We start from the raw sequence: 19,415 nt of genomic DNA, 5'->3' as shown, positions 1-19,415 counted from the left end.
TCCGCAAAGGCGCACTACGCGCCTCGGCTATCGGCCTCCTTAGGCACGTACTTACGCCTGGCGATCAGTCCGATGACCATAGCCAACCCGTACACGAGGAACGGCCAGCCGTACGGCCGGCCCGGCGCCCACCCATCGAAGATGATCGGCATTCCCACCACGATCACTGCCGCAGCCAGGACCCAGCCCATGACTTGCCCCACCGAACGGGTACGCCGCCACATCAGCAGGAAGGGCCAAGACCACGGCGTTGACGATTCCCGGCCAGGACAGCAGGACGTAATCCCAACCGTAGGCGTAGTCCCAAGCGTAGACGGGGCCATCCTGTTGCTCACCGGTGATCGCGTCCTTCAGCACCCCCAGAGAGCCAGCCGCAAGAGACAGGGGAAAGGCCAGCACGCGCATGACCAGCACCCCGTAGAAGGCATTGCCGAGGGGACGGTCATTGGTCCGCCAGATCAGCATGATCACAGCCACCGCATCCGAACAAGCGATAAGCACAAGACTTGCCGCCGGGCGCTGGTTGTGATCGGGCTGGTGCTGCGTGGTGAGCGGACCCAGGGATGATGCGCGCGACGCACGTACCGCCGGGGCGGCAACAGCACTATTTTCCCAGCTCAGGACGGCAAGAGCCCGCCTGACGCTGCTGTGATCGGCCCTGTGTCGGTGCGGTCGGCCTGGGGCGCGGTGTCCGGTGTCGGCACCGGCCCGTTGCCCCGGGCCGCCGTCCCGGGTGAAGTCGACCGTCGGCGAGGTGCCCATGGCCAGGTCCCTTTCCGTCGGTCTCTTCCCGAATCGGCGTGTGAGATTTCCCCACACCCCGCTCTCCAGCTTTGACCAGAGTCGCCCAGGGTGCCGACTTCTCGGCGGGACCCGCGCTGGGGCGGGTCCCGCCGGAGAGCAGGGCTCAGTTGCCCACGCCGAGGTTGGACATGAACGCGGACGGGTATCGGTCACCGCGGGCCGCGCCCGGCGGCACCGCCTTTTCGATTTCTGCGAGGTCGTCCGCGGTGAGGTTCAGATCCATCGCGGGCAGCGCCTCGGCCAGCCGCTGGCGGGTGCGAGCGCCGACCAGCGGCACGATGTCCTCGCCCTGTGCGGCCACCCAGGCGATGGCCAACTGGGCGACGGTGCAGCCCTTCGCCTCGGCGACCCGGCGCAGAGCGTCCACGAGGGCGAGGTTGTGCTCCACGTTCCCGCCGGAGAACCGCGGGCTGAAGCCGCGGCTGTCCCCGGGGCCGGCGGTGTGGCCGGCCCTCCAGTGCCCGGAGATGAGGCCGCGGCCCAGGACGCCGTACGCGGTCAGGCCGATGCCGAGCTCCCGCAGTGTGGGCAGAACGTCCGCCTCCACCGCGCGGGAGATCAGTGAGTACTCGATCTGCAGGTCGGCGATCGGATGCACGGCGTGCGCCCGGTGGATCGTCGCCGCATCGACCTCCGAGAGCCCGATGTGGCGCACGTATCCGGCGTCGATCATCTCCTTGATCGCGCCCACCGTCTCCTCGATCGGTACCGCCGGGTCCAGTCGGCCGGGACGGTAGATGTCGATGTGGTCGGTGCCCAGCCGGGTCAGCGAGTAGGCCAGGAAGTTCTTCACCGCCTCGGGACGGCTGTCATGCCCGCTGAACTCGTGGCCCGGCCCTCGCAGCATGCCGAACTTGACGCTCAGCTTGTAGCTGTCGCGATCCCTGCCGCGCAGCGCCTCGGCGAGCAGCAACTCGTTGTGGCCCATGGCGTAGAAGTCGCCGGTGTCGATCAATGTGACGCCGCTCTCCAGCGCGGCGTGCACGGTGGCGATGCTCTCCGTGCGGTCGGTCGCGCCGTAAGCGTCCGACATGCCCATCGCACCCAGGCCCAGTGCGGAAACGGTCGGTCCTGTGCGGCCCAGGGTTCGTCTCTGCATCACGTTCTCCCTCGTTCTCGGTGTCGTCCCCCCAACCCTGAGCCCGGGCCGGGACGCACGGAAGCGGAGCGTTCATCATGGGAGAGCCGCTCCCTGGCTCGGCCCGCCGGCCGCGAGGCAGTATGAAGCCATGCAACGTGACCAGCTCGCCGACTTCCTGCGCCGCCGCCGTGAGGCGATCCGGCCGGCCGAGGTGGGCCTCGCCGACGGCCCTCGCCGCCGCACCAGCGGCCTGCGCCGGGAAGAGGTGGCGAGGCTCGCCGGCATGTCGGTGGACTATGTCGTACGGCTCGAGCAGGGCCGAAGCAGTCAGCCCTCGACCCAGCTGCTCGGCGCGCTGGCCCGGGCGTTGCGCCTGTCCGACGACGAGCGCGATCACCTGTTCCACCTGGCCGGCCACCGGCCCCCGCCCGCCGACGAGGTGGCCCGCCTGGCCCGCGCCGGCCTGATGCGCCTGCTCGATTTGCTCGGCGACACCCCGGCCCTGGTGGTGTCCGACCTGGGCGAGACCCTCGCCCAGAACCGGGCGGCCGTCCTGCTGACGGGCGATCACACCGGCTTCTCCGGCGACCGGCGCTACATCGTGTACCGCTGGTTCACCGAGCCCGCCGCGCGCGCCGTCTGCCCGCCCGAGGAGCAGGAGCATCAGGCCCGTCAGCTCGTGGCGGACCTGCGCGCGGCCGCCGGCCGCCGGTCCGGCGACCGTACGGTTGCCGGACTCGTCGGCCGTTTGCGGACTGCGAGCGCCGACTTCGGCCGGCTCTGGGCCGAGCACGAGGTGGCGGTCCGGCGCGCTGACCGCAAGACCATACTGCACCCACGGGTGGGCCGCCTGCTGATGGACTGCGAGACACTGGTCACTCCCGACCAGGGTCAGCAACTGCTGGTGCTCACCCCGGCGGACGCCGATACCCGCGAACGGCTGGAACTGCTGCGGGTACTCGGCATCGAAGAGTTCCCCACGGGGGCGACGGGCACGCCCGTACGGTGAAGCGGCCGATCAACGGCACGGGCTCGGACGGCGTGCCTGATCGGTCATGCTCGACCTCAAGCGGCGTGCGATATCGAGACCGGTCGGTGAAACTCCGAGGTCTCCATCGCCGCGTCAGGGCGAGCCGCGATCTTGGCCTTGACCGTTTCGACCCGCAGGCCGGCGAAGTCGCCGAAACCCTGAGCAGGGTACGATCCCGTGCCCGAAATTTCGGCGTTTCGCCGTACGACACGATCAGCGCGCCGGAAAATGTCGCGGGCTCCCGCGCCCCGTCCAAGCCGGGTGCGGTGAAAGTTTCACACCCTGACCTGGCAGCCTCCGCCGATCCTTGACTGCCGGAGGCTTCATCGTCAATATTTGGCGAAAGCCTGGCGGCATCGGCGAAATACCTATTCGGTCAGATACGAACGCATCAGGTGAGTGTTAGCGCTATCACTAGGCGTGGGTGCGCCGCCTCCGACACACGGTGACCGACACCGCGTGGCGCTCACTCCGCGCCGCGTCGGCACGTGTGCCCATCGGTCCTCCCACCAGAAAGGAACGCGCTCTGATGAGTACCGCAAGTCCCCCATCCAATCCGACGACGCGTCGGTCGAAGCCCGGCCATCGCCTGCTCCGGCTGCCCTGGCCGGGCAAGGCGGCAGGAGGCCCTCCACAGAGGGCGATAAAGCCGTCTTTCCGCTCTGCCCGAGCCGTCACGACGCTCGTGGTCGCCCTGCTCCTGGCCGTGTGTCAGAGTGTCGTGACCGCCGGCGCGGCCGCCGCCGCCACCATCGACACCAACGCCTGGTACGTCCTGGTCAGCCGGCACAGCGGCAAAGCGATCGACGTCTACAACCTCGCCACCAACGACGGCGCCCCCATCGTGCAATGGACACGCAACGACGGCGCCTGGCAACAATGGCAGTTCGTCGACTCCGGCGGCGGCTACTACCGGCTCAAGTCCCGCCACAGCGGCAAAGTCCTCGACATCGCCAGCAAATCCACCGCCGACGGCGCCGAACTCGTCCAATGGACCGACAACAACGGCGCCAACCAGCAGTTCCGAGCCGTCGACACCGACAACGGCCACATCAAACTCATCAACCGCAACAGCGGCAAAGCCCTGGACGTATGGGAATGGTCCACCGCCGACGGCGGCCGCATCTCCCAATACGCCGACACCGGCGGCACCAACCAACAGTGGCAACTCATCAAGATCGACGGCGGCGGTGGCACGCCGAACCCGGGGAACTGCGGCGGTGGCGGGTTCGACGCCGAGGCGGTGCTGAACGGCGGCACCTGGACCGCACGCAACGGCGGCCAGACCGTGTACACCGGCAACGACATGCTCTCGGCCATGCAGGCGGCCGTCAACAGCCTGACGCCGGGCCGTACGTACAAGCAGCGGGTCGTGGTGCGGGGCTCGGGCTCGATGAGCGCCGGGGCGCGGCTGTCCCTGCCCAGCTACACCGTGCTGGACGTCTGCGGCACCGTCAACGTGACCGGTTCCGGCTCGGGCGACCGGGCGGTCGTGTACGCCAGGGGCGTGCGGGACGTGGAGGTCCAGCACCTCACCGTCACCGGCTCCCCGCTGTACGGAATCTTCGTGCGCAACGGCACCAACATCACCCTCGGCCAGATCGACCTGCGGCTGTCCAGTGGTCTCGGCATCCGCATCGACAACCACGGTGACCGTAGCGAGCGGACCCGGAACGTGCGGATCGACAACGTCTACGTCTCCGGAACGAGCGCGCACGGGGTGGAGACCTACGGTGTGGACGGCCTGACCATCGGTACGGTGACCGCACGCAACACCGGCTACTCCGGGCTGCTGCTCAACGACACGATCAACGCCACGGTGGACCTGGTCGACGCTCAGGGCGCCGGCACCGGCACCGGATACGCGGCATTCCGCATGGCCAACCGGAACGGCCGGGTGGGCAACGGCTATCCCACGAACATCCGGGTCGGCCAGGTGATCGCCCGCGGCGGCGGACGCGGCATCTTCTGCGTCTCCGAGAGCGGCGGCGCGGTCATCGACCGGCTGGACATCGCGCAGACCGGCAGTAACTCGATCTTGATCGAGAACTGCTACAACGTCACGCTCGCCGGCCAGAGCGGCTCGGTCAACGGCTCCGACGTACGGATCGCCTCGCGCAGCGAGTTTCCGGTCTCCTCCGACATCACCATCCAGAACCTGACCCTGACCAATTCGGCGATCAACGAGAATCCCTGCGGCAACAACATCGTGATCCGCAACATCGTCCTGAACAACTCACGTATCAACAGGTGCTGACCGTCGAAAGCACCCGGCGGGGACTGACCATCACAGGTCAGGCCGGTGTCGTGCGAGGAAGTGCAAGATCACGCACGGAATATGCCGAGGTGGCCGGGCGGATGTGCGAGAAAATGCAAGATCACGCACGGAGTATGCCGAGGTGGCCGGGCGGGTGTGCGAGAAAGTGCAAGATCACGGAGAGAGTGGGGGGATCCGTGGCTCTGTGCCGTCGTGCCGGCGCCCGTCGGGTGCGATCAGCGTGGTCGTAATGTGCCGTGCAGGCCGGGCATCCGGCCTGCACGGCCTGCGGATTCTCGCCGGCGCCCGGCCCGTCGCTCTGCTCGGGGACCACGCCGGCGCCGCGGGCCTCCCCGCGGTGATCGAGCCGACGGGTCTCCGGAGCGCCGGCCTTCGGCGGGCATACTGGCGACCATGCAGAAGACGACGCTGGACCCGCTGGTCCAGGAGAACTTGAAGCGCGCCGCGACCTCGTCCAACGGCCGCAGCGCGGAGACCATCATCGGGGGGCGCGAGCAGCTTCTGCGCCAGACCCTGCTGACCCTGACCGCGGGCACCAAGCTCGCGGAGCACGACAGCCCGGGCGAGGCGACGCTGCTCGTCCTGCATGGGCGGCTCGTGCTGCACGCCGGGGGCGAGTCCGAGGAAGGGCGGGCCGGCGACCTGCTCGTGATCCCTCCCGCACGGCACAGCGTGGAGGCCCTGGACGACACCGCCTTCCTGCTCACCGTGGCCAAGCGCCCCTGAGCTCCCTTCCACCAGCCGACCGGCCCGGCCGGCGCACCGATCCGCTGTGGACCATCCACCGATGAGGTGTCCTGCTCTCTCCCCGGCCGGGCCCCCTGTTCGTCACCGTCGCCGGACTCATGACGGAGGTGGGCGTCCTTGTCACGCGCGGGGCGATGATCGCGCGAGAGTACGACCTGCCGGCCGTCATGGGTGTGGAGCAGGCCGCCCGGGTGATCCGGGACGGCAGCGCATCCGCGGTCACGGAACGAACAGGTGCGTCCGGCTCCTCACCTGAACCGTCGCGTCGTCTGCCACGTTCATGGGGCGGACCCGTCCACGATGGCGTGCCGGTCGACCAGTTCGTCCACTGCCTTCCGGTCCGGGAGCGATGGGCTGGCGCCGGGCAGTGTGGTCGCCAGGGCTCCGGCGGCCATCCCCCGGCGGATGGCGGTGTCGGTGTCGAGACCGGCGGCGAGGGCCGCGCCGAACGCGCCGGTGAACGCGTCACCCGCGGCGGTGGTGTCCACGGGGTCGACGGGGTATGCGGGAAAGTGCCGGGTACGTTCCGGGGTGACCGACAGGGCGCCGGCCGCGCCGAGCGTGATGAGCGCGTGCCGCACGCCGCGATCGAGGAACCAGGCCGCGGCCCGCTCGGCGGACTCGACGTCGACGACCTCCACGCCGGTGAGCGCGCCGGCCTCGCTCTCGTTGGGGGTCACAACGGCGACGTACGGCCAGACGCGGTCAGGCAGCGGCTGCGCGGGCGCGGGATCGAGCACCACGGTCAGGCCGGCCCGCGCGGCGGCCTCTGCGGCGTGGCAGGCGACCTCCGTACGGATCTCGAGTTGGAGGAGGAGCACGCTCGCCTTGTCGCGCACGGCCCGGATGCTCTCGTCCACCATGTCCGTGCTCAGGTCGGAGTTGGCGAGAGGGGTCATGACGATGTCGTTCTCGCCCGACGCGTCGACTCTGATGTGGGCGACGCCGGTGCGGTTGCCGACGGAGCGGATCTCCGACGAGGCCACCCCCTGGGAGCGCAGCGCCGACAGCACGATCTCGCGGAACGGATCGTCGCCGACGCAGCCGACCAGCCACGTGGGCGCTCCCGCGCGGGCGGCGGCGACCGCCTGGTTCGCGCCCTTCCCGCCGAGGACCAGGGTGACGTCGTCACCGAGAACCGTCTCTCCCCGGCGGGGCAGCCGACGGCTGAACGCGGTGACATCCACGGTGACGCTCCCGACGACGGCGACACCTTGCGGTCGCATGACGGGTCCTCCTGTCTCAGGTCTTTCGGGGAGTGGTGAACCGAGGGCGCGGCGTACGGCGGTGTCCCCCGGGAGGCGGCCGCGGGCGGAATCGTGGTCGGCGCGCTCCGCCGCCCTGTCCTGCCGCGCCCCGGTCGCGGGCCCCAGGCATGAACCCGGGTGCGGGCCTCGGGTGCGCCCGGCCCGAGGCCGTAGCGGCCTGGCCTGCCGTACGCCGCGGTCGACATCTCAGGAGGCCTGGCCGAGCGCCTCGATCGCACCGATCATGAGATCCCAGAAGCGATCCCTGTCCAGCCCGATCCCGACGTTCGCGTTGGGCTCCCAGCCCATGCGGCGGTGCAGGTCCGCCACCGTCGCTCCCCGGGTGTGCCGGCCGTCCAACTCGATACGCAGACCCACCCGCTCGGAGGTGAGGACCGCGGGATCGATCAGGTACGCCACGGTGATCGGGTCGTGCAACGGCGGGGCGGAGAACCCCCAGGTCTCGTGATAGGTGGAGCCGAAGAACGTGAGCAGTTCCACGCAGACGCCGGCGAGCGGGGTGCCGAGCGCCTCGATCCTGGCGAGCACGTCGGCGGTCACCAGCGCCTGGTGGCTGACGTTGAGCCCGACCCACGTCGTCGGCACGCCGCTGTCGAGCACCTCCGCCGCCGCCTCCGGATCGGCGTACACGTTGAACTCCGCGTAGGGCGTGTGGTTGCCGCGATCCGTCGAACCCCCCATGATCACGACTTCCCTGATCCGCTCGCGGTCGCCTGGATGGCGGCGCAGCAGCGTGGCGATGTTCGTCAGCGGGCCGATCGCCACCACGGTCACCGGCTCGGCGGCCGCCGCCAGCGTGTCGTGGATGAGGTCCACGCCGTGGCGGGGGTCGAGCGGAACGCTCGGTTCCCCGAACGCCGGGCCGTCCAGGCCGCTCTCCCCGTGCACGTAGTCGCCGATCTCCAGCGGCGCCGCCAGCGGCCGGTCGCAGCCCGCCGCGACCGGCACCCCGGTGACGCCGGCCAGGCTCAGCATCCGCCGTGCGTTGAGCGCGGTCTTCTCCACCGTCTGGTTCCCCGCGACCGTCGTGACCGCGCGCAGCTCGATCGCCGGGTGAGCCGCCGCGAGCAGGATGGCCATGGCGTCGTCATGGCCGGGGTCGCAGTCGAGGATCACCGGAATCGGCACGTCAGATCTCCTTCGCCAGCCAGCGGACCGCCCGGGTGAACAGCGTGCGGTAGCCGTCCCAGGTCACGAACTCGTCCGGGCACCAGTGCGGCGCGATGTCGGAGGCCCAGGCGAGCGTGCGCCCGGCCCCGGCCTGCCGTACGGCGAGCAGGGGGTCGCCGGCGACGGTGGCGAGCAGCGTCGCGTCCTCCGGCAGCGCGAAGCGGTTGTAGCCGAGCAGACCGGGCCACTGGGCGGGCAGCCCGGCCACGATGGGGTGTGTGTCGCCGGTGAGCAGGCCGGGCACGCCCTGCGGGGTCTCGACGCGGTCGTCGTAACGGGAGATCCGGGCGGGGAGCACCCGTTCGACCGCCGTCCCGGCGTAAGCGGCCTTCGCCTCGAAGCCCTGGAAGCTCAGGTAGCCACCGGCCATCGCGAGGCCGCCCCCCTGCTCCACCCAGTCGGCCAGCAGCTCGATCCGGTTGACGGTCTTCTCGCTGGCCAGCCACGTGTCCGGGTGAAGCAGGATGCTGTTGGCCCCGATGTCGGAGAGCACGACCACGTCGTAGGCGGCCAGCGCCTCGGGCGTGCCGGGGAACAGCGCGGGCACGTCGTGCGCGGGAAGGTGGTCGACTTCGATGCCGTCGGCGACCAGGGCGTTCCGCAGCGGTTCGATCCCGGTGTGGTACGTGGTCGAGGTGAACGAGTCGAAGCCCTTGTAGTGGGTCGAAACGCTCACCCAGGATTCGCCGGCGACCAGCACGCGGGTCATGGAAATCGTCTCCTTCTTGTTCTCTTGGTGTGTGTCATCGGTGGCCGCACGCGGCGGCGAGGAAAAGCTCGCGCGGGTTCCCCACGAGCAGCCGGGTCGTGTCGTCGGCGGTCAACCCGTGGCGGTGCAGCCGGGGGACGAAGTGGGTCAGGATGTGGGCGTAGCCGGTCCCGCCGTACCGGACGAGCATGGTCTTCAGGAACACGTCCTGGGAGAGCAGGACGCGGTGCCCCAGCCCGGCGCGGACCAGCCAGGCCACGGCGGCCGCGTTCTCCTCATCGCAGGGGGACTGGCCCTCGCCTGGATAGAGGTAGTCCATGCCGCACATGTCATAGCCGAGGTAGGCGCCTCGCATGGCGAGGGACACCTGGTAGTCGCGGTCCGCCCCGGCGGGGTTCAGATGCGAGAGCACGGTGCCGGGGAGCCGGCCGCCCTCCTCGGCGATGACGTCGAGCACGCGGTGGCCGTGCCGTACCCATCCGGGGAGGTGGACCGAGAGCGGGACACCGGTGCGGGCCTGCGCCCGTGCCGCGCCGCGGAGCACCTTCTCCTCCTCGGGGGTGAAGTCCGGCGAGACGCCGATCTCGCCGATCACCCCGGCACGCACCCTTCCGCTCTCGGTGCCCACGCCCTCGGTCAGGTCGTGCTCGATCTCGTCGGCGACGTCAGCGGCGGTCATCGGGCGGACCCGATCGGGATGGGTCCGCTCCAGGTAGAAACCGCAGCCCATGACGATGTTCAGTCCGGTGGCGCGGGCGATCGCGACCAGTTCGGCGGGCGCGCGCCCGATGCCGACGGAGGTCACCTCCAGCAGCGTGTTCCCGCCGCGCTCCGCGAACCTGCGGACCTCGTCGATCGCGGTCTCCGTGTCGTCCAGCGACACGTTGTCCCGGGAGAGGTACGGGTCCTGGCGGAGCCTGCCGAGGAACTCCATCCGCACGGGCTCGCGCGCGATCAGGTCGCCCTCGGCGTCGCCCTCCGCCGGAGGGTGCCAGGCACGGGCGCCGTCGTTGCGCAGGTGCTCGTGGCAGAGCGTGATCCCGAGATCGTCGGGGGAGACTCGCCCGAGCACGGTCGTCACGGCCGGGAGCGGGGCGGAGGAGGTCATTTCCGTATCGCCCCGAACTTCGCCCACACCTTGCTGTTGGCGAAGATGGCCAGCAACAGGATGCCGCCCTGGACGATCTGCACGTAGAACGGCGACACGTGCAGCAGCACCAGACCGTTGGCGATCACACCGAGCGTGAGGGCGCCGAGGATCGTGCCGAGCATGCTCGCCCGGCCGCCGAAGAGGCTGGTGCCGCCGAGCACGACGGCCGTGATGACCTCCAGTTCGAAGCCGGAGCCCGCGTTGGACGAGCCGGAGCTGAGGCGGGTGGCGATCAGCACGCCCGCCACCGCGGCCGCCGCGCCGGCGAGCACGTAGACGGCCAGCCCGACTTTCCGTGTGTTCACGCCGGCACGGCGCAGCGACTCGCCGTTGGAGCCGAGGCCGATGACGTAGCGGCCGAACGGCGTGCGGGTGAGGACGAGCCAGCCGACGAGTGCGATGATCACGGCGAGCAGCGCGGGGATGGGCACCCCCGCGATGCGGCCCTGGCCGATCTGGACGATCCACAGGTCCCCGTCGATGGGGGTCGAATAGCCCTCGGTGGCGCGCAGCGCCGTACCACGCATGATCGACAGCATCGCGAGCGTGACGATGAACGGCGGGATGTGCTGATAGGAGGAGAACCACCCGTTCACGAACCCGACCAACGCGCCGAGCGCGATGATCGCGAGCAGGGCGATCGTGGGGTCCCACCCGTTCTGCAGCACGATCGCGAGCAGCGACCCGGACAGCGCGACCGTGGAGCCGACCGACAGATCGATGCCGGCGGTGCCGATCACGAAGGTCATCGCGGTCGCGACGATCAGCGTGGGGGCGATCTGCCGCATGAGGTTGAGCAGGTTGCCGGTCGTGGCGAACCGATCGGCGGAGAAGGCGAAGAAGATCAGTAGGACCACCAGTACGACCGCGATCGCGATCGTCTGCGCGTGCCGGCCGATGTGGGCGCTGGCCCGGGCCGACCTGGTGGTCACGACCCGCTGACTGGTGACGGTCACCGTCGTCTCCCCTCCTTCTCATCCGTGCCATGGGCGACCTCATCCGTGTCATGGGCGACGATCTCGGACACGAGCCGTTCGAGGCTGGTGCTCCGGGCGTCCAGGTCGGCCCGAAGCGTGCCCTCGTACATGACGCACAGCCGGTCGCAGACCCGGAAGAGATCCTGCAGACGGTGCGTGATGAGGATCACCGAGACACCCTGGGCCGAGACCGTCTTGATCAGTTCGAGGACGGTCTCGACCTCGGCGACGGCGAGCGCCGCCGTCGGCTCGTCGAGAATGAGCAGCTTGGGGCCGAAGGTCACCGCCCGGGCGATGGCGACCGCCTGGCGCTGGCCGCCGGACAGCCCGCCGACGGGAATGTCCGTCAGCGGGATCCTGATCTTCAGGGCGTCCAGATGGCGACGTGCGTCCGCGTGCATCTTGCGCACGTCGAGCAGCATCCCGCCGGCCTTGCGCGGCTCCCTGCCGAGGAACAGGTTCCCGGCCACGTCGATGTCGTCGCAGAGGGCGAGGTCCTGGTAGACCATCTCGATGCCCAGTTCATGGGCGTCTTTCGGGTTGGCGAAAGAGACCGTCCGGCCGTCGAAGACGATCTCGCCGGAGTCCGGCACGACGGCACCGGCCAGCACCTTCATGAGGGTGGACTTGCCGGCGGCGTTGTCGCCGACGAGCCCGACCACCTCTCCCGGGCCGACGCGCAGCGTCACGCCGCGCAGCGCGTCGACCATGCCGTAGCGTTTGCGTATGTCGCGCATGACCACCCGATCCACGCGACCCTCCTTCTGATCGGTCATGCGTGTTCCTTCGCCGCTCACTCGAAGGTGGCGCGATACGGGTCGACGTTGTCCTTGGTCACGATGGTCACGGGCACGTCGATCTGCTTCTTCGGCTGGGCGCCGCCGATAAGAGCCTCGGCCTCCTTGACGGCCTCGTAACCCTCGGTCTTCGGGTCCTGCTGCACCACGCCGGCGACGAACCCGGCGTCGATCCCGGTGATGGCCTCCTTCGTCAGGTCCCAGCCGAAGACCTTGACCCGGTCGGCCGCGTTCTGCGACTTCACCGCGGCGACCGTGCCGAGAAGTGCCGGCTCTCCCGTGGCGTACACGATGTCCAGGTCCGAACGGGAGGTGAGCAGGTTCTCCGCTGCCGTCATGGCGGTTTCCTGCTTGTTCTGCCCGTCGACGGTCTGCACGATCGCGGCGCCCGCGCCTTCGACGGTCTTGTTGAAGTCGTCCTTGCGGATGTTCTGGATGAAGGAGTTCAGCGCCCCCACCACACCGATCTTCGGCGCGGTCAGGCCCTGCTCCTGAGCCCACTTGTTGACGAACTCGCCCGCCTGCTTGGCGGCAGCGGCGTTGTCCACGCCCACCTGGGTGTCCACCGAGGGCGAGTCGACGATGGCGTCCACGGCGACGACCTTCATCCCGGCGTCCTTGGCGATCTTCACAGCGGGCTTGATGCCCTCGACGTCGATGGCGACCACGATGACCGCGTCGAACTGCTGCTGGACGAAGTTGTCGATGGCCTCGTTCTGCTTGGCCGGGTCGTCGTTGGCGTTGAAGATCGTGAGATCGACGTTCGCCTCCTCGGCCGCCTGCTGGGCGCCGGCGTTCATCTCGTTGAAGAAGATCGCCTGCTGGTTGATCTGGACCAGTCCGACCTTCGGCCGGTCTCCGCCGGAGGCGCCAGAAGCGCCGGAGTCGTCTGAACCGCCGCAGGCCGCAGCCAGCAGACCGGTGGCCAGGATCGTCGTCGCCGCCACCAGGCGGGTGAGTCGCGGGGATCGCGCCATGGGAGATGAGCCTTTCGGGGGGGCGGGAAGGAGAGAGGAAGTTCGGGTAATCGATTACCCAGGTTTCGGGCATGCTAGTAGGCCCAAAAATGAAGCGTCAAGATGCGAGTTCCCCAAGGAACCTCTATCGTTCGGTGTGGTCGTGGCATCCCGAAGGCCGACTGGGTCGATCGGTGGTAAAGATCAAGGGAAATCGATTACACGATGGGCGTGACGATTCACGACGTGGCACGAGCGGCCGGCGTCTCCGTGGCCTCGGCCTCCCGTGCCCTCTCGGGACGACGTAAGGTCACGCCTGAGATCGCCGAGCGGGTGGCGCGCGCCGCCACCGAGCTCGGCTACCAGCCGAACGCGGTCGCCAAGGCGCTTCGTGACCAGACCACCGGCACCATCGGCATGGTCGTTCCCGGTATCGGCAACCCGTTCTTCACCACGATCGTCGAAGCCGTCGAGCGCGAGCTGCAGAACTCCGGCACGGACCTGCTGCTGTGCTCGTCCCAGTACAGCCCGGAGGTCGAGGCGCGAAGGCTGGAGACCCTGCTGGCCCGGCGCGTGGACGGACTGATCATCAGCCCGTGCGACATCGAGGCCAGCGTTCCGGCGGTGCTGGACGCGACCCGCCGGGTGCCCCTGGTGCAGCTCGACCGCCACATCGGGGGCGGCGGGGCCGACTGGGTGGGCGTGGACGACGAGGCCGGGGTGTCCCTTGCGGTCGATCACGTGGTCGCGGGAGGGGCCCGCTCGGTGATCTTCGTGGGCAGCCGGTTGGTGAGCTCCTCCGCCCGGTTGCGGCTGGGCGGGTTCGAACGCGCGGCGGCCAGGGCAGGTGTGGAGACCCGGGCGCCGCTGCTGGGCGAGTTCACCCTCGAATGGGGCGTCGAGGCCGGGCGCGCTCTCCTTGACAGCGGCCCCCTGCCGGACGCGGTCGTCTGTGGAAACGACGAGATCGCCGTGGGCCTGGTGAGATCGCTGCGGATCGGCGGGACTCGGGTGCCCGAGCACGTGTCCGTGATCGGATTCGACGACGTGGGGCACGCGACGATGTGCGACCCGCCGCTCACCACGGTACGCCAGCCGGTGGAGGAGATGGCGGCGGAGGCGGTGCGCCTGCTGGGCCAGGTCAGAGCCGGCGACCCCCGCCCCGCGCAGCGCATCGCGATCGCTCCCGGTCTCGTCGTACGGCAGACCAGCCGGCCGGTGCCGGACGGAACGCCAGCGGAACCTGGCCGGAAACCGGGAGGGGAGGCCGTGTGAACGAGGCGGTCGAGCTGACACGCGAGCTGATCAGGATCGACTCGGTGGGCGGGAACGAGGCCGCGGTGGCCGAGCCGCTCGCGAGGCGGCTGTCGGACGCCGGTTTCGCCGTACGGCGGCACGAGCACGCTCCCGGCCGTACCGGTCTGGTCGCCCGCTGGGGGACCGGGGAGCCGGTGACGCTGACCGGACACCTCGACACGGTGCCGCTGGGCGGCCGCGCGTGGCGGTATGCGCCGCACAGCGCGGAGATCGACGGAGATCGCCTGTACGGTCGGGGTTCGAGCGACATGAAGGCCGGCGTCGCCGCGCTGGTGGTCGCCGCCGAGCGGCACGTACGCTCCACCGGGCCGAAGGTCGCCCTGGAAGTGGTCTTCACCGCAGGCGAGGAAACCGGGTGCGAGGGTGCGGCCGGGATGGCGGCCGCCGATCTGGTGGGCAGGTCACGCGCCCTGCTGGTGGCAGAGCCGACCGCCAACCGCGCGCTGCTCGGGCACAAGGGTGCGCTCTGGCTGGAGGCCACCACTCGGGGCAGAACCGCACACGGCTCGATGCCCCACCTGGGCGACAACGCGATCTACAAGCTCGCCCGTGTGATCAGCGCCGTCGAGAAGTTCGACACCGGGGTGCCCGAACATCCCTGGCTGGGCCCGCCCACCGTGAACGTGGGAACGGCGCACGGCGGGATCAACGTGAACTCCGTGCCCGACCTGGCCACCGCGACCATCGACATGCGCACCGTCACCGGCCAGGATCACGTACGGCTACGCGAGCGGTTGCAGGCCGCACTCGGCGCTGATGCGGCCCTCGACGTGCTCGTGGACCTTCCCGCGATCTGGACGGAGCCGGACGATCCCTTCGTCCGGGCCCTGGTCGAGGCGGGGGCGGGCGCGCCCGGCGACCGGCCGGCGGCCAGCTACTTCACCGACGCCTCGATCCTCGCCACCGCATGCGGCGGGGCGCCGACGGTCATCTGCGGTCCGGGTGAACCGGAGCAGGCGCACGTCACCGATGAGTACTGCCTGATTCACCGGATCGAAGAAGCCGTCGAGATCTACACCACCGCCCTGGCCGGAATCGTCCCCTGACGCGGGGCCGCCCGGCTCTGTCCCGCCGACGTTCGAACCGGGAAACCGGCAGGTCTTACGGGTTGAGCGCCTCCGTACCGAGCCGGGCACGACCGATCACGATGCCGTCGGCGGGACCGCCGCGCAGGCTCATGCCGGTCACGCCCGGGCGGTCCGAGGCGTGCACCCGGACCGATCCGCCGGGCCACGACAGGTCGAGCGCCGAGTCGTCTCCGGTCACCCGGGCCCCCAGCAGTTCCCCGAAGACGAGCCGGGAGAACTCGAGGTCCGTCGACCCCAGATGCGTGGTCCCCAGCCGTGCGACCGGTCCCGGTGCCGTCTCCCACAGCGGGGTCCACCACAGGGGCTCGGTGGCTCCCCGGGAGCTGGGGAGGTTCTCGACGTCACGGGCACGAGTCGACAGCAGCTGGTCGACGGGCGGGTAGCTCCGGTCGGACTCCGCGAGTTGGATGACCACACCGTGCTTGGCGTCGGGCGCGATGAACGCCTCACGCCAGGGCGGGTGGTCGTAGTCTTCGCCGACGACGGTCAGGCCGAGCTCGCGGGCCCGCGCCGCGGTCGTGCGCAGGTCCGGTACGACGAAGGTGATGTGATGCGGACCCTCGCCCCGGGAGCCCAGGAAGCGGGTGAGGAACCCCTCGTCCCTCGGCTCCAGCAGTTCCAATCTCGCACCGTCGTCGGCGGTGCCGACGTGGAGCAGCAGGTACCCGAACTGCGCGAGCCGCTCACCGAAGATCGGCGTCGCGCCCAGCTCGCGCCGCAGGCGCCGGGCCCAGCTCATCGCGTCGTGGACGGCGAACGACGTGTGGTCGAGGGCTACGCCGGTGATGGTGTGTCTCCTTTCACGCGGCCGGCCGCCAGGACGGCCGACACGATCATGGCGTCGCGCTGCGCGGCCAGGGCATCGAGGTCACCGGACCCGGCGACCGCCAGGCCGTCGGCCAGCCGGGCAGCGGTGGCCTCGTCCAGATGCGGGTGACCCAGGTCGTCCCACCAGCGGTTGAAGCTGTCGGCGTACCGCTCACAGAAGGCACGGATGCCTCCCTCTCCGGCGCCGAGGTGGAACAGCGTCGTCGGCCCCCAGGCGGCCCAGCGCAGCCCCGGCCCGGACGAGATGGCGGTGTCGATGTCGTCCACGGATGCCACGCCCTCGTTGACGAGGTGGACGACCTCTCGCCACAGGGCGGCCTGCAGCCGGTTGGCGACGTGGCCGGGGACTTCCCGCCTGACCTCGATCGTCACCTTGCCGACGGACTCGTAGAAGCCACGGGCCAGGTCGACCACGCCGGCACCCGTCCGATCGTTGCCCATGACCTCGACGAGGGGGATCAGATGCGGCGGATTGAACGGGTGACCGAGGACGAACCGGTCCGGACGCTCCCAGCCGGCCTGCAGTTCCGTGAGGGTCAGGCCGGACGCCGACGATGCCACGACGGCGTCCTCGGCGAGGGCGGGTTCGATCTCGGCGTACAGCCGGTGCTTGAGCTCGATCCGCTCGGGCACGCTCTCCTGGACGAACTGGGCGTCCGCCACCGCCGTACGCGCGTCGGCGCACACCAGCAGTTCGCCTTCCGGCTCGGACCGGGTCGTCAGACCCAGCTCGACCAGGGCCGGCCACGCCGTCTCCACCGCGCGGCGGACCCGCCCTTCCACGGCCGGGTCGGGATCGAACAACGTGACCGACTTCCCCGCGGCCAGGAACAGGGCGGTCCAGCTCTGGCCGATCACTCCCCCGCCGAGCGAGGCGACCCGGGTGACCTCGACGGGCGCCGAGGCGCGCGCGGAAGACACAACGCCAGAAGACCGCACTTCAGAAGACCGCACTTCAGAAGACGGCTCTCCAGGAGACCGCACTCCGGAGGACGAAGCCCCGGAAGGCGACAGCTCAGAAGGTGACATGGTCGGCTCCCTTGAGACCGAGCCGCTCGCGGGCCTGTGCCGGTGTGGCGACCTCATGTCCGAGCGCCTCCACGATGCCGCGGATCTTGCGTACCTGGTCGGCGTTCGACGTCGTGAGCTCGCCGGGTCCGATGAACAGGCTGTCCTCCATGCCCACCCGCAGGTTGCCGCCGAGCATGGCGGCCTGCGTCGCGAACGGCATCTGGTGGCGGCCGGCGGCGAGCACCGACCACTCGTAGTCGTCCCCGAACAGCCGGTCCGCCACCGTGTGCATGTGCTGGAGATTGTCGAGGTCGGCGCCGACACCGCCGAGCACGCCGAAGACCATCTGCACGAAGAAGGGCGGCTCGATCCAGCCCTGGTCGATGAGCCAGGCCAGGTTGTAGAGGTGGCCGAGGTCGTAACACTCGAACTCGAACCTGGTCCCGTGACCGTGGCCGAGTTCCTTCACGACGTACTCCAGGTCGGCGAAGGTGTTCTTGAAGACGAAGTCGCGCGTCATCTCCAGGAAGGCCGGCTCCCAGTCGTGCTTCCACTGCGAGTGCTTCCGCAGCATCGGGAAGATCCCGAAGTTCAACGAGCCGACGTTCAGCGATGCCATTTCCGGAGAGGTCGCGACGGCGGCCCTGAGCCGCTCCTCGCGGGTCATGCCGAGTCCCCCGCCGGTCGAGACGTTCAGGACGGCGTCGCAGGCGTCCTTGATCTTCGGCATGAAGTCCAGGAACAGCTCGGGCCGCGGGTCGGGCCGGCCGGTCTCGGGGTCGCGGGCGTGGAGATGGATGATCGCCGCCCCCGCCTCCGCGGCCTCGACGGACGCGGCGGCGATCTCGTCAGGCGTCACCGGCAGGTGCGGTGACATCGTCGGCGTGTGAATGCCGCCGGTGGGCGCGCAGGTGATGATGACAGGCCTCGGCATGGCCGTACCTCTAGACGGTGCGGGCGGGGACGGCGTCCCCGTGGTCGCGCTCGGCGGCGGTCGCTTCCACCCATGACCGGTAGGCGTCGAGGACGAGGCCGTGGAAGTGATGCACGCCGTGCTCGGACAGCCCGGAGCCGGCCGGGTCGTAGACGATCCGGCCCTGGTCGAAGGCCGGGGTGCTCATGCCGCGCTGGACGCTCTCCACGATGGAGATGTCCTGCTGCTGCAGCACCTCGTCGATGTACCGCACCGCCTCCACCTCGGCGTCCATGAGCTCGGCCGTCTCGAAGTAGAAGTCCCAGGTCTCCAGGGTGCGGTCGGGACCGGCCGGAAGGACCTGCAAGACCATGAAGTTGCCGCGGCCGGGATAGCGCAGCAGACACGTGTTGGGCCACAGCCACCACACCGCGTGCTGCGTCACCGACGCGCCGGAGACGTCGTACGCGGCGTTCTCCTCCTTGCCGGCCTCGGCGAAGTGACTCGACCAGATGCCGTGGGTCTTCACCTCGTAGGTGTCCATGTCGACGAGCTCGACGAACTCCTTGTGGGCGATGTGGCAGTGGTAGCACTCCAGGAAGTTGTCGATGACGTTCTTCCAGTTGGAGGCGATGTCGTAGGTCAGCCGCTTCGCGTGGGTCAGCCCGGCCACGTCGGGGGCCCACCTGGCGATCTCGGCCGCCAGGTCCCCGGCCTGCTCACGCAGCGGAGCGGCGGCCGGGTCCAGGTTCACGTAGACGAATCCCCCGAACTCCTCCACCTGCACCTGGTCGAGACAGATCTCGCTCTTGTCGAAGGTCGCCATCCTGTCGGCGCGACGAGCCGCCTTCAGCCGTCCGTCCAGGCCGTAGGTCCACGCATGGTAGGGGCAGACGATGTTGTGCGTCGTGCCGGAGCCCGTGAGCAGCTCGTGGGCACGGTGCTTGCAGACGTTGTAGAACGCGCGCAGCGCTCCATCGCGATCGCGGACGATCGCGATCGGCATGCCGGCCACGGTGGCCGACACGTAGCCGCCCGGCGACTTGAGCTTCTCCACATGACAGACCCACTGCCAGGTGCGGGCGAAGATCGCCCGTATGTCGGCCTCAAGCCACCGTGGCTCGGTGTACGCCTCCGCCCGCAGTGACATCGATCGTTCGGGTGACCTGTGGAAACCGGTGCCGACACGGCGTACGTCGTCAATCGTGACAGGTGCCATGGTTGGGAGCATACGAGCGTTTGAACGATCGTTCAATGCCCTTCTGGACGTTCGTTCAGTCGCACTGCCGCC

At 69.6% G+C, this 19,415-nt stretch carries 18 protein-coding genes and 1 pseudogene; 6 read left to right on the top strand and 13 right to left on the bottom strand.

What is annotated here, in order from left to right; translation table 11 throughout:
- Positions 1–51: 51 nt before the first annotated feature.
- Both ACQP1K_RS03720 and ACQP1K_RS03715 read right to left on the bottom strand, forming a co-directional pair.
- Positions 52–471, bottom strand: a complete 420-nt coding sequence (locus ACQP1K_RS03720; protein ID WP_433499467.1) for a hypothetical protein — start codon at positions 469–471, stop codon at positions 52–54.
- 436 nt (positions 472–907) lie between these two features.
- Positions 908–1,903: an aldo/keto reductase gene (locus ACQP1K_RS03715; protein WP_433499466.1), complete on the bottom strand. Its 996-nt coding sequence runs from the start codon at positions 1,901–1,903 to the stop codon at positions 908–910.
- 130 nt (positions 1,904–2,033) lie between these two features.
- On the opposite strand from ACQP1K_RS03715, the gene ACQP1K_RS03710 reads away from it, so the two are divergent.
- The 4 genes and pseudogenes from ACQP1K_RS03710 to ACQP1K_RS03695 form a co-directional block, all read left to right on the top strand.
- Entirely contained in the window at positions 2,034–2,894 is an 861-nt protein-coding gene (locus tag ACQP1K_RS03710; protein WP_433499465.1) for a helix-turn-helix transcriptional regulator, read from the top strand.
- Positions 2,895–3,636: 742 nt separating this feature from the next.
- A complete protein-coding gene (locus ACQP1K_RS03705; protein ID WP_433499464.1) occupies positions 3,637–5,172 on the top strand; it encodes an RICIN domain-containing protein in 1,536 nt (511 codons plus the stop codon).
- A gap of 414 nt (positions 5,173–5,586) precedes the next feature.
- A complete protein-coding gene (locus tag ACQP1K_RS03700) occupies positions 5,587–5,919 on the top strand; it encodes a cupin domain-containing protein (RefSeq protein ID WP_433499463.1) in 333 nt (110 codons plus the stop codon).
- Positions 5,920–5,990: 71 nt separating this feature from the next.
- Positions 5,991–6,137, top strand: a pseudogene (locus tag ACQP1K_RS03695) (PEP-utilizing enzyme); the annotation flags it as partial.
- A gap of 81 nt (positions 6,138–6,218) precedes the next feature.
- Here ACQP1K_RS03695 and ACQP1K_RS03690 read toward each other — a convergent pair.
- The 7 genes from ACQP1K_RS03690 to ACQP1K_RS03660 all read right to left on the bottom strand — a co-directional run bounded on the left by ACQP1K_RS03690 (position 6,219) and on the right by ACQP1K_RS03660 (position 12,988).
- On the bottom strand, positions 6,219–7,166 hold the full coding sequence (locus tag ACQP1K_RS03690; protein WP_433499462.1) for a ribokinase: 948 nt from the start codon (positions 7,164–7,166) through the stop codon (positions 6,219–6,221).
- Between the two features lie 228 nt (positions 7,167–7,394).
- A complete protein-coding gene (locus tag ACQP1K_RS03685; protein WP_433499461.1) occupies positions 7,395–8,336 on the bottom strand; it encodes a nucleoside hydrolase in 942 nt (313 codons plus the stop codon).
- 1 nt (position 8,337) lies between these two features.
- On the bottom strand, positions 8,338–9,087 hold the full coding sequence (locus tag ACQP1K_RS03680; protein ID WP_433499460.1) for a glutamine amidotransferase: 750 nt from the start codon (positions 9,085–9,087) through the stop codon (positions 8,338–8,340).
- Positions 9,088–9,121: 34 nt separating this feature from the next.
- Positions 9,122–10,195 carry a phosphotriesterase family protein gene (locus tag ACQP1K_RS03675; RefSeq protein ID WP_433499459.1) on the bottom strand — a complete coding sequence of 358 codons (1,074 nt, stop codon included), beginning with the start codon at positions 10,193–10,195 and terminating at the stop codon, positions 9,122–9,124.
- The gene (locus tag ACQP1K_RS03670; RefSeq protein ID WP_433499458.1) at positions 10,192–11,193 is read right to left on the bottom strand and encodes an ABC transporter permease; all 1,002 of its coding nucleotides are present in this window, start codon (positions 11,191–11,193) and stop codon (positions 10,192–10,194) included. Before ACQP1K_RS03670 ends, ACQP1K_RS03675 begins: the two co-directional genes overlap by 4 nt.
- Positions 11,190–11,990, bottom strand: coding sequence for an ATP-binding cassette domain-containing protein (locus tag ACQP1K_RS03665; RefSeq protein WP_433499457.1), 801 nt, complete (start codon positions 11,988–11,990; stop codon positions 11,190–11,192). Before ACQP1K_RS03665 ends, ACQP1K_RS03670 begins: the two co-directional genes overlap by 4 nt.
- A 17-nt stretch (positions 11,991–12,007) precedes the next feature.
- Positions 12,008–12,988, bottom strand: a complete 981-nt coding sequence (locus tag ACQP1K_RS03660) for a substrate-binding domain-containing protein (protein WP_433499456.1) — start codon at positions 12,986–12,988, stop codon at positions 12,008–12,010.
- A 225-nt stretch (positions 12,989–13,213) separates the two neighbouring features.
- Here ACQP1K_RS03660 and ACQP1K_RS03655 point away from each other — a divergent pair, with 225 nt between their 5' ends.
- Together ACQP1K_RS03655 and ACQP1K_RS03650 are read left to right on the top strand one after the other, a co-directional pair.
- The gene (locus ACQP1K_RS03655) at positions 13,214–14,242 is read left to right on the top strand and encodes a LacI family DNA-binding transcriptional regulator (RefSeq protein WP_433499455.1); all 1,029 of its coding nucleotides are present in this window, start codon (positions 13,214–13,216) and stop codon (positions 14,240–14,242) included.
- Complete coding sequence (locus tag ACQP1K_RS03650; protein ID WP_433499454.1) at positions 14,239–15,330, top strand: M20 family metallopeptidase; 1,092 nt, start codon at positions 14,239–14,241, stop codon at positions 15,328–15,330. Before ACQP1K_RS03655 ends, ACQP1K_RS03650 begins: the two co-directional genes overlap by 4 nt.
- A gap of 55 nt (positions 15,331–15,385) precedes the next feature.
- Here ACQP1K_RS03650 and ACQP1K_RS03645 read toward each other — a convergent pair whose 3' ends face one another.
- The 4 genes from ACQP1K_RS03645 to ACQP1K_RS03630 all read right to left on the bottom strand — a co-directional run bounded on the left by ACQP1K_RS03645 (position 15,386) and on the right by ACQP1K_RS03630 (position 19,343).
- Positions 15,386–16,159: a VOC family protein gene (locus ACQP1K_RS03645; RefSeq protein ID WP_433501475.1), complete on the bottom strand. Its 774-nt coding sequence runs from the start codon at positions 16,157–16,159 to the stop codon at positions 15,386–15,388.
- Positions 16,147–17,121, bottom strand: a complete 975-nt coding sequence (locus ACQP1K_RS03640) for a 3-hydroxyacyl-CoA dehydrogenase NAD-binding domain-containing protein (RefSeq protein ID WP_433499453.1) — start codon at positions 17,119–17,121, stop codon at positions 16,147–16,149. The genes ACQP1K_RS03645 and ACQP1K_RS03640 overlap by 13 nt, the downstream gene beginning before the upstream one ends.
- A gap of 94 nt (positions 17,122–17,215) precedes the next feature.
- Positions 17,216–18,145: a 3-keto-5-aminohexanoate cleavage protein gene (locus tag ACQP1K_RS03635; RefSeq protein ID WP_433499452.1), complete on the bottom strand. Its 930-nt coding sequence runs from the start codon at positions 18,143–18,145 to the stop codon at positions 17,216–17,218.
- A 10-nt stretch (positions 18,146–18,155) separates the two neighbouring features.
- On the bottom strand, positions 18,156–19,343 hold the full coding sequence (locus ACQP1K_RS03630) for an aromatic ring-hydroxylating oxygenase subunit alpha (RefSeq protein WP_433499451.1): 1,188 nt from the start codon (positions 19,341–19,343) through the stop codon (positions 18,156–18,158).
- Between the last annotated feature and the right edge of the window lie 72 nt (positions 19,344–19,415).

This window comes from Sphaerimonospora sp. CA-214678 (assembly GCF_050942215.1).
In the GTDB taxonomy this organism is placed as follows: Bacteria; Actinomycetota; Actinomycetes; order Streptosporangiales; family Streptosporangiaceae; genus Sphaerimonospora.
Note: the sequence above shows the minus strand (reverse complement) of the source record. Positions and strands in the feature narration are given on the sequence as shown.

Bases quoted from the DNA above. Each gene is read 5' to 3' on its own strand.
- ACQP1K_RS03715 (WP_433499466.1), bottom strand. From the start codon at position 1,903: ATGCAGAGACGAACCCTGGGCCGCACAGGACCGACCGTTTCCGCACTG.
- ACQP1K_RS03710 (WP_433499465.1), top strand. From the start codon at position 2,034: ATGCAACGTGACCAGCTCGCCGACTTCCTGCGCCGCCGCCGTGAGGCG.
- ACQP1K_RS03700 (WP_433499463.1), top strand. From the start codon at position 5,587: ATGCAGAAGACGACGCTGGACCCGCTGGTCCAGGAGAACTTGAAGCGC.
- ACQP1K_RS03690 (WP_433499462.1), bottom strand. From the start codon at position 7,166: ATGCGACCGCAAGGTGTCGCCGTCGTCGGGAGCGTCACCGTGGATGTC.
- ACQP1K_RS03680 (WP_433499460.1), bottom strand. From the start codon at position 9,087: ATGACCCGCGTGCTGGTCGCCGGCGAATCCTGGGTGAGCGTTTCGACC.
- ACQP1K_RS03675 (WP_433499459.1), bottom strand. From the start codon at position 10,195: ATGACCTCCTCCGCCCCGCTCCCGGCCGTGACGACCGTGCTCGGGCGA.
- ACQP1K_RS03665 (WP_433499457.1), bottom strand. From the start codon at position 11,990: ATGACCGATCAGAAGGAGGGTCGCGTGGATCGGGTGGTCATGCGCGAC.
- ACQP1K_RS03660 (WP_433499456.1), bottom strand. From the start codon at position 12,988: ATGGCGCGATCCCCGCGACTCACCCGCCTGGTGGCGGCGACGACGATC.
- ACQP1K_RS03635 (WP_433499452.1), bottom strand. From the start codon at position 18,145: ATGCCGAGGCCTGTCATCATCACCTGCGCGCCCACCGGCGGCATTCAC.
- ACQP1K_RS03630 (WP_433499451.1), bottom strand. From the start codon at position 19,343: ATGGCACCTGTCACGATTGACGACGTACGCCGTGTCGGCACCGGTTTC.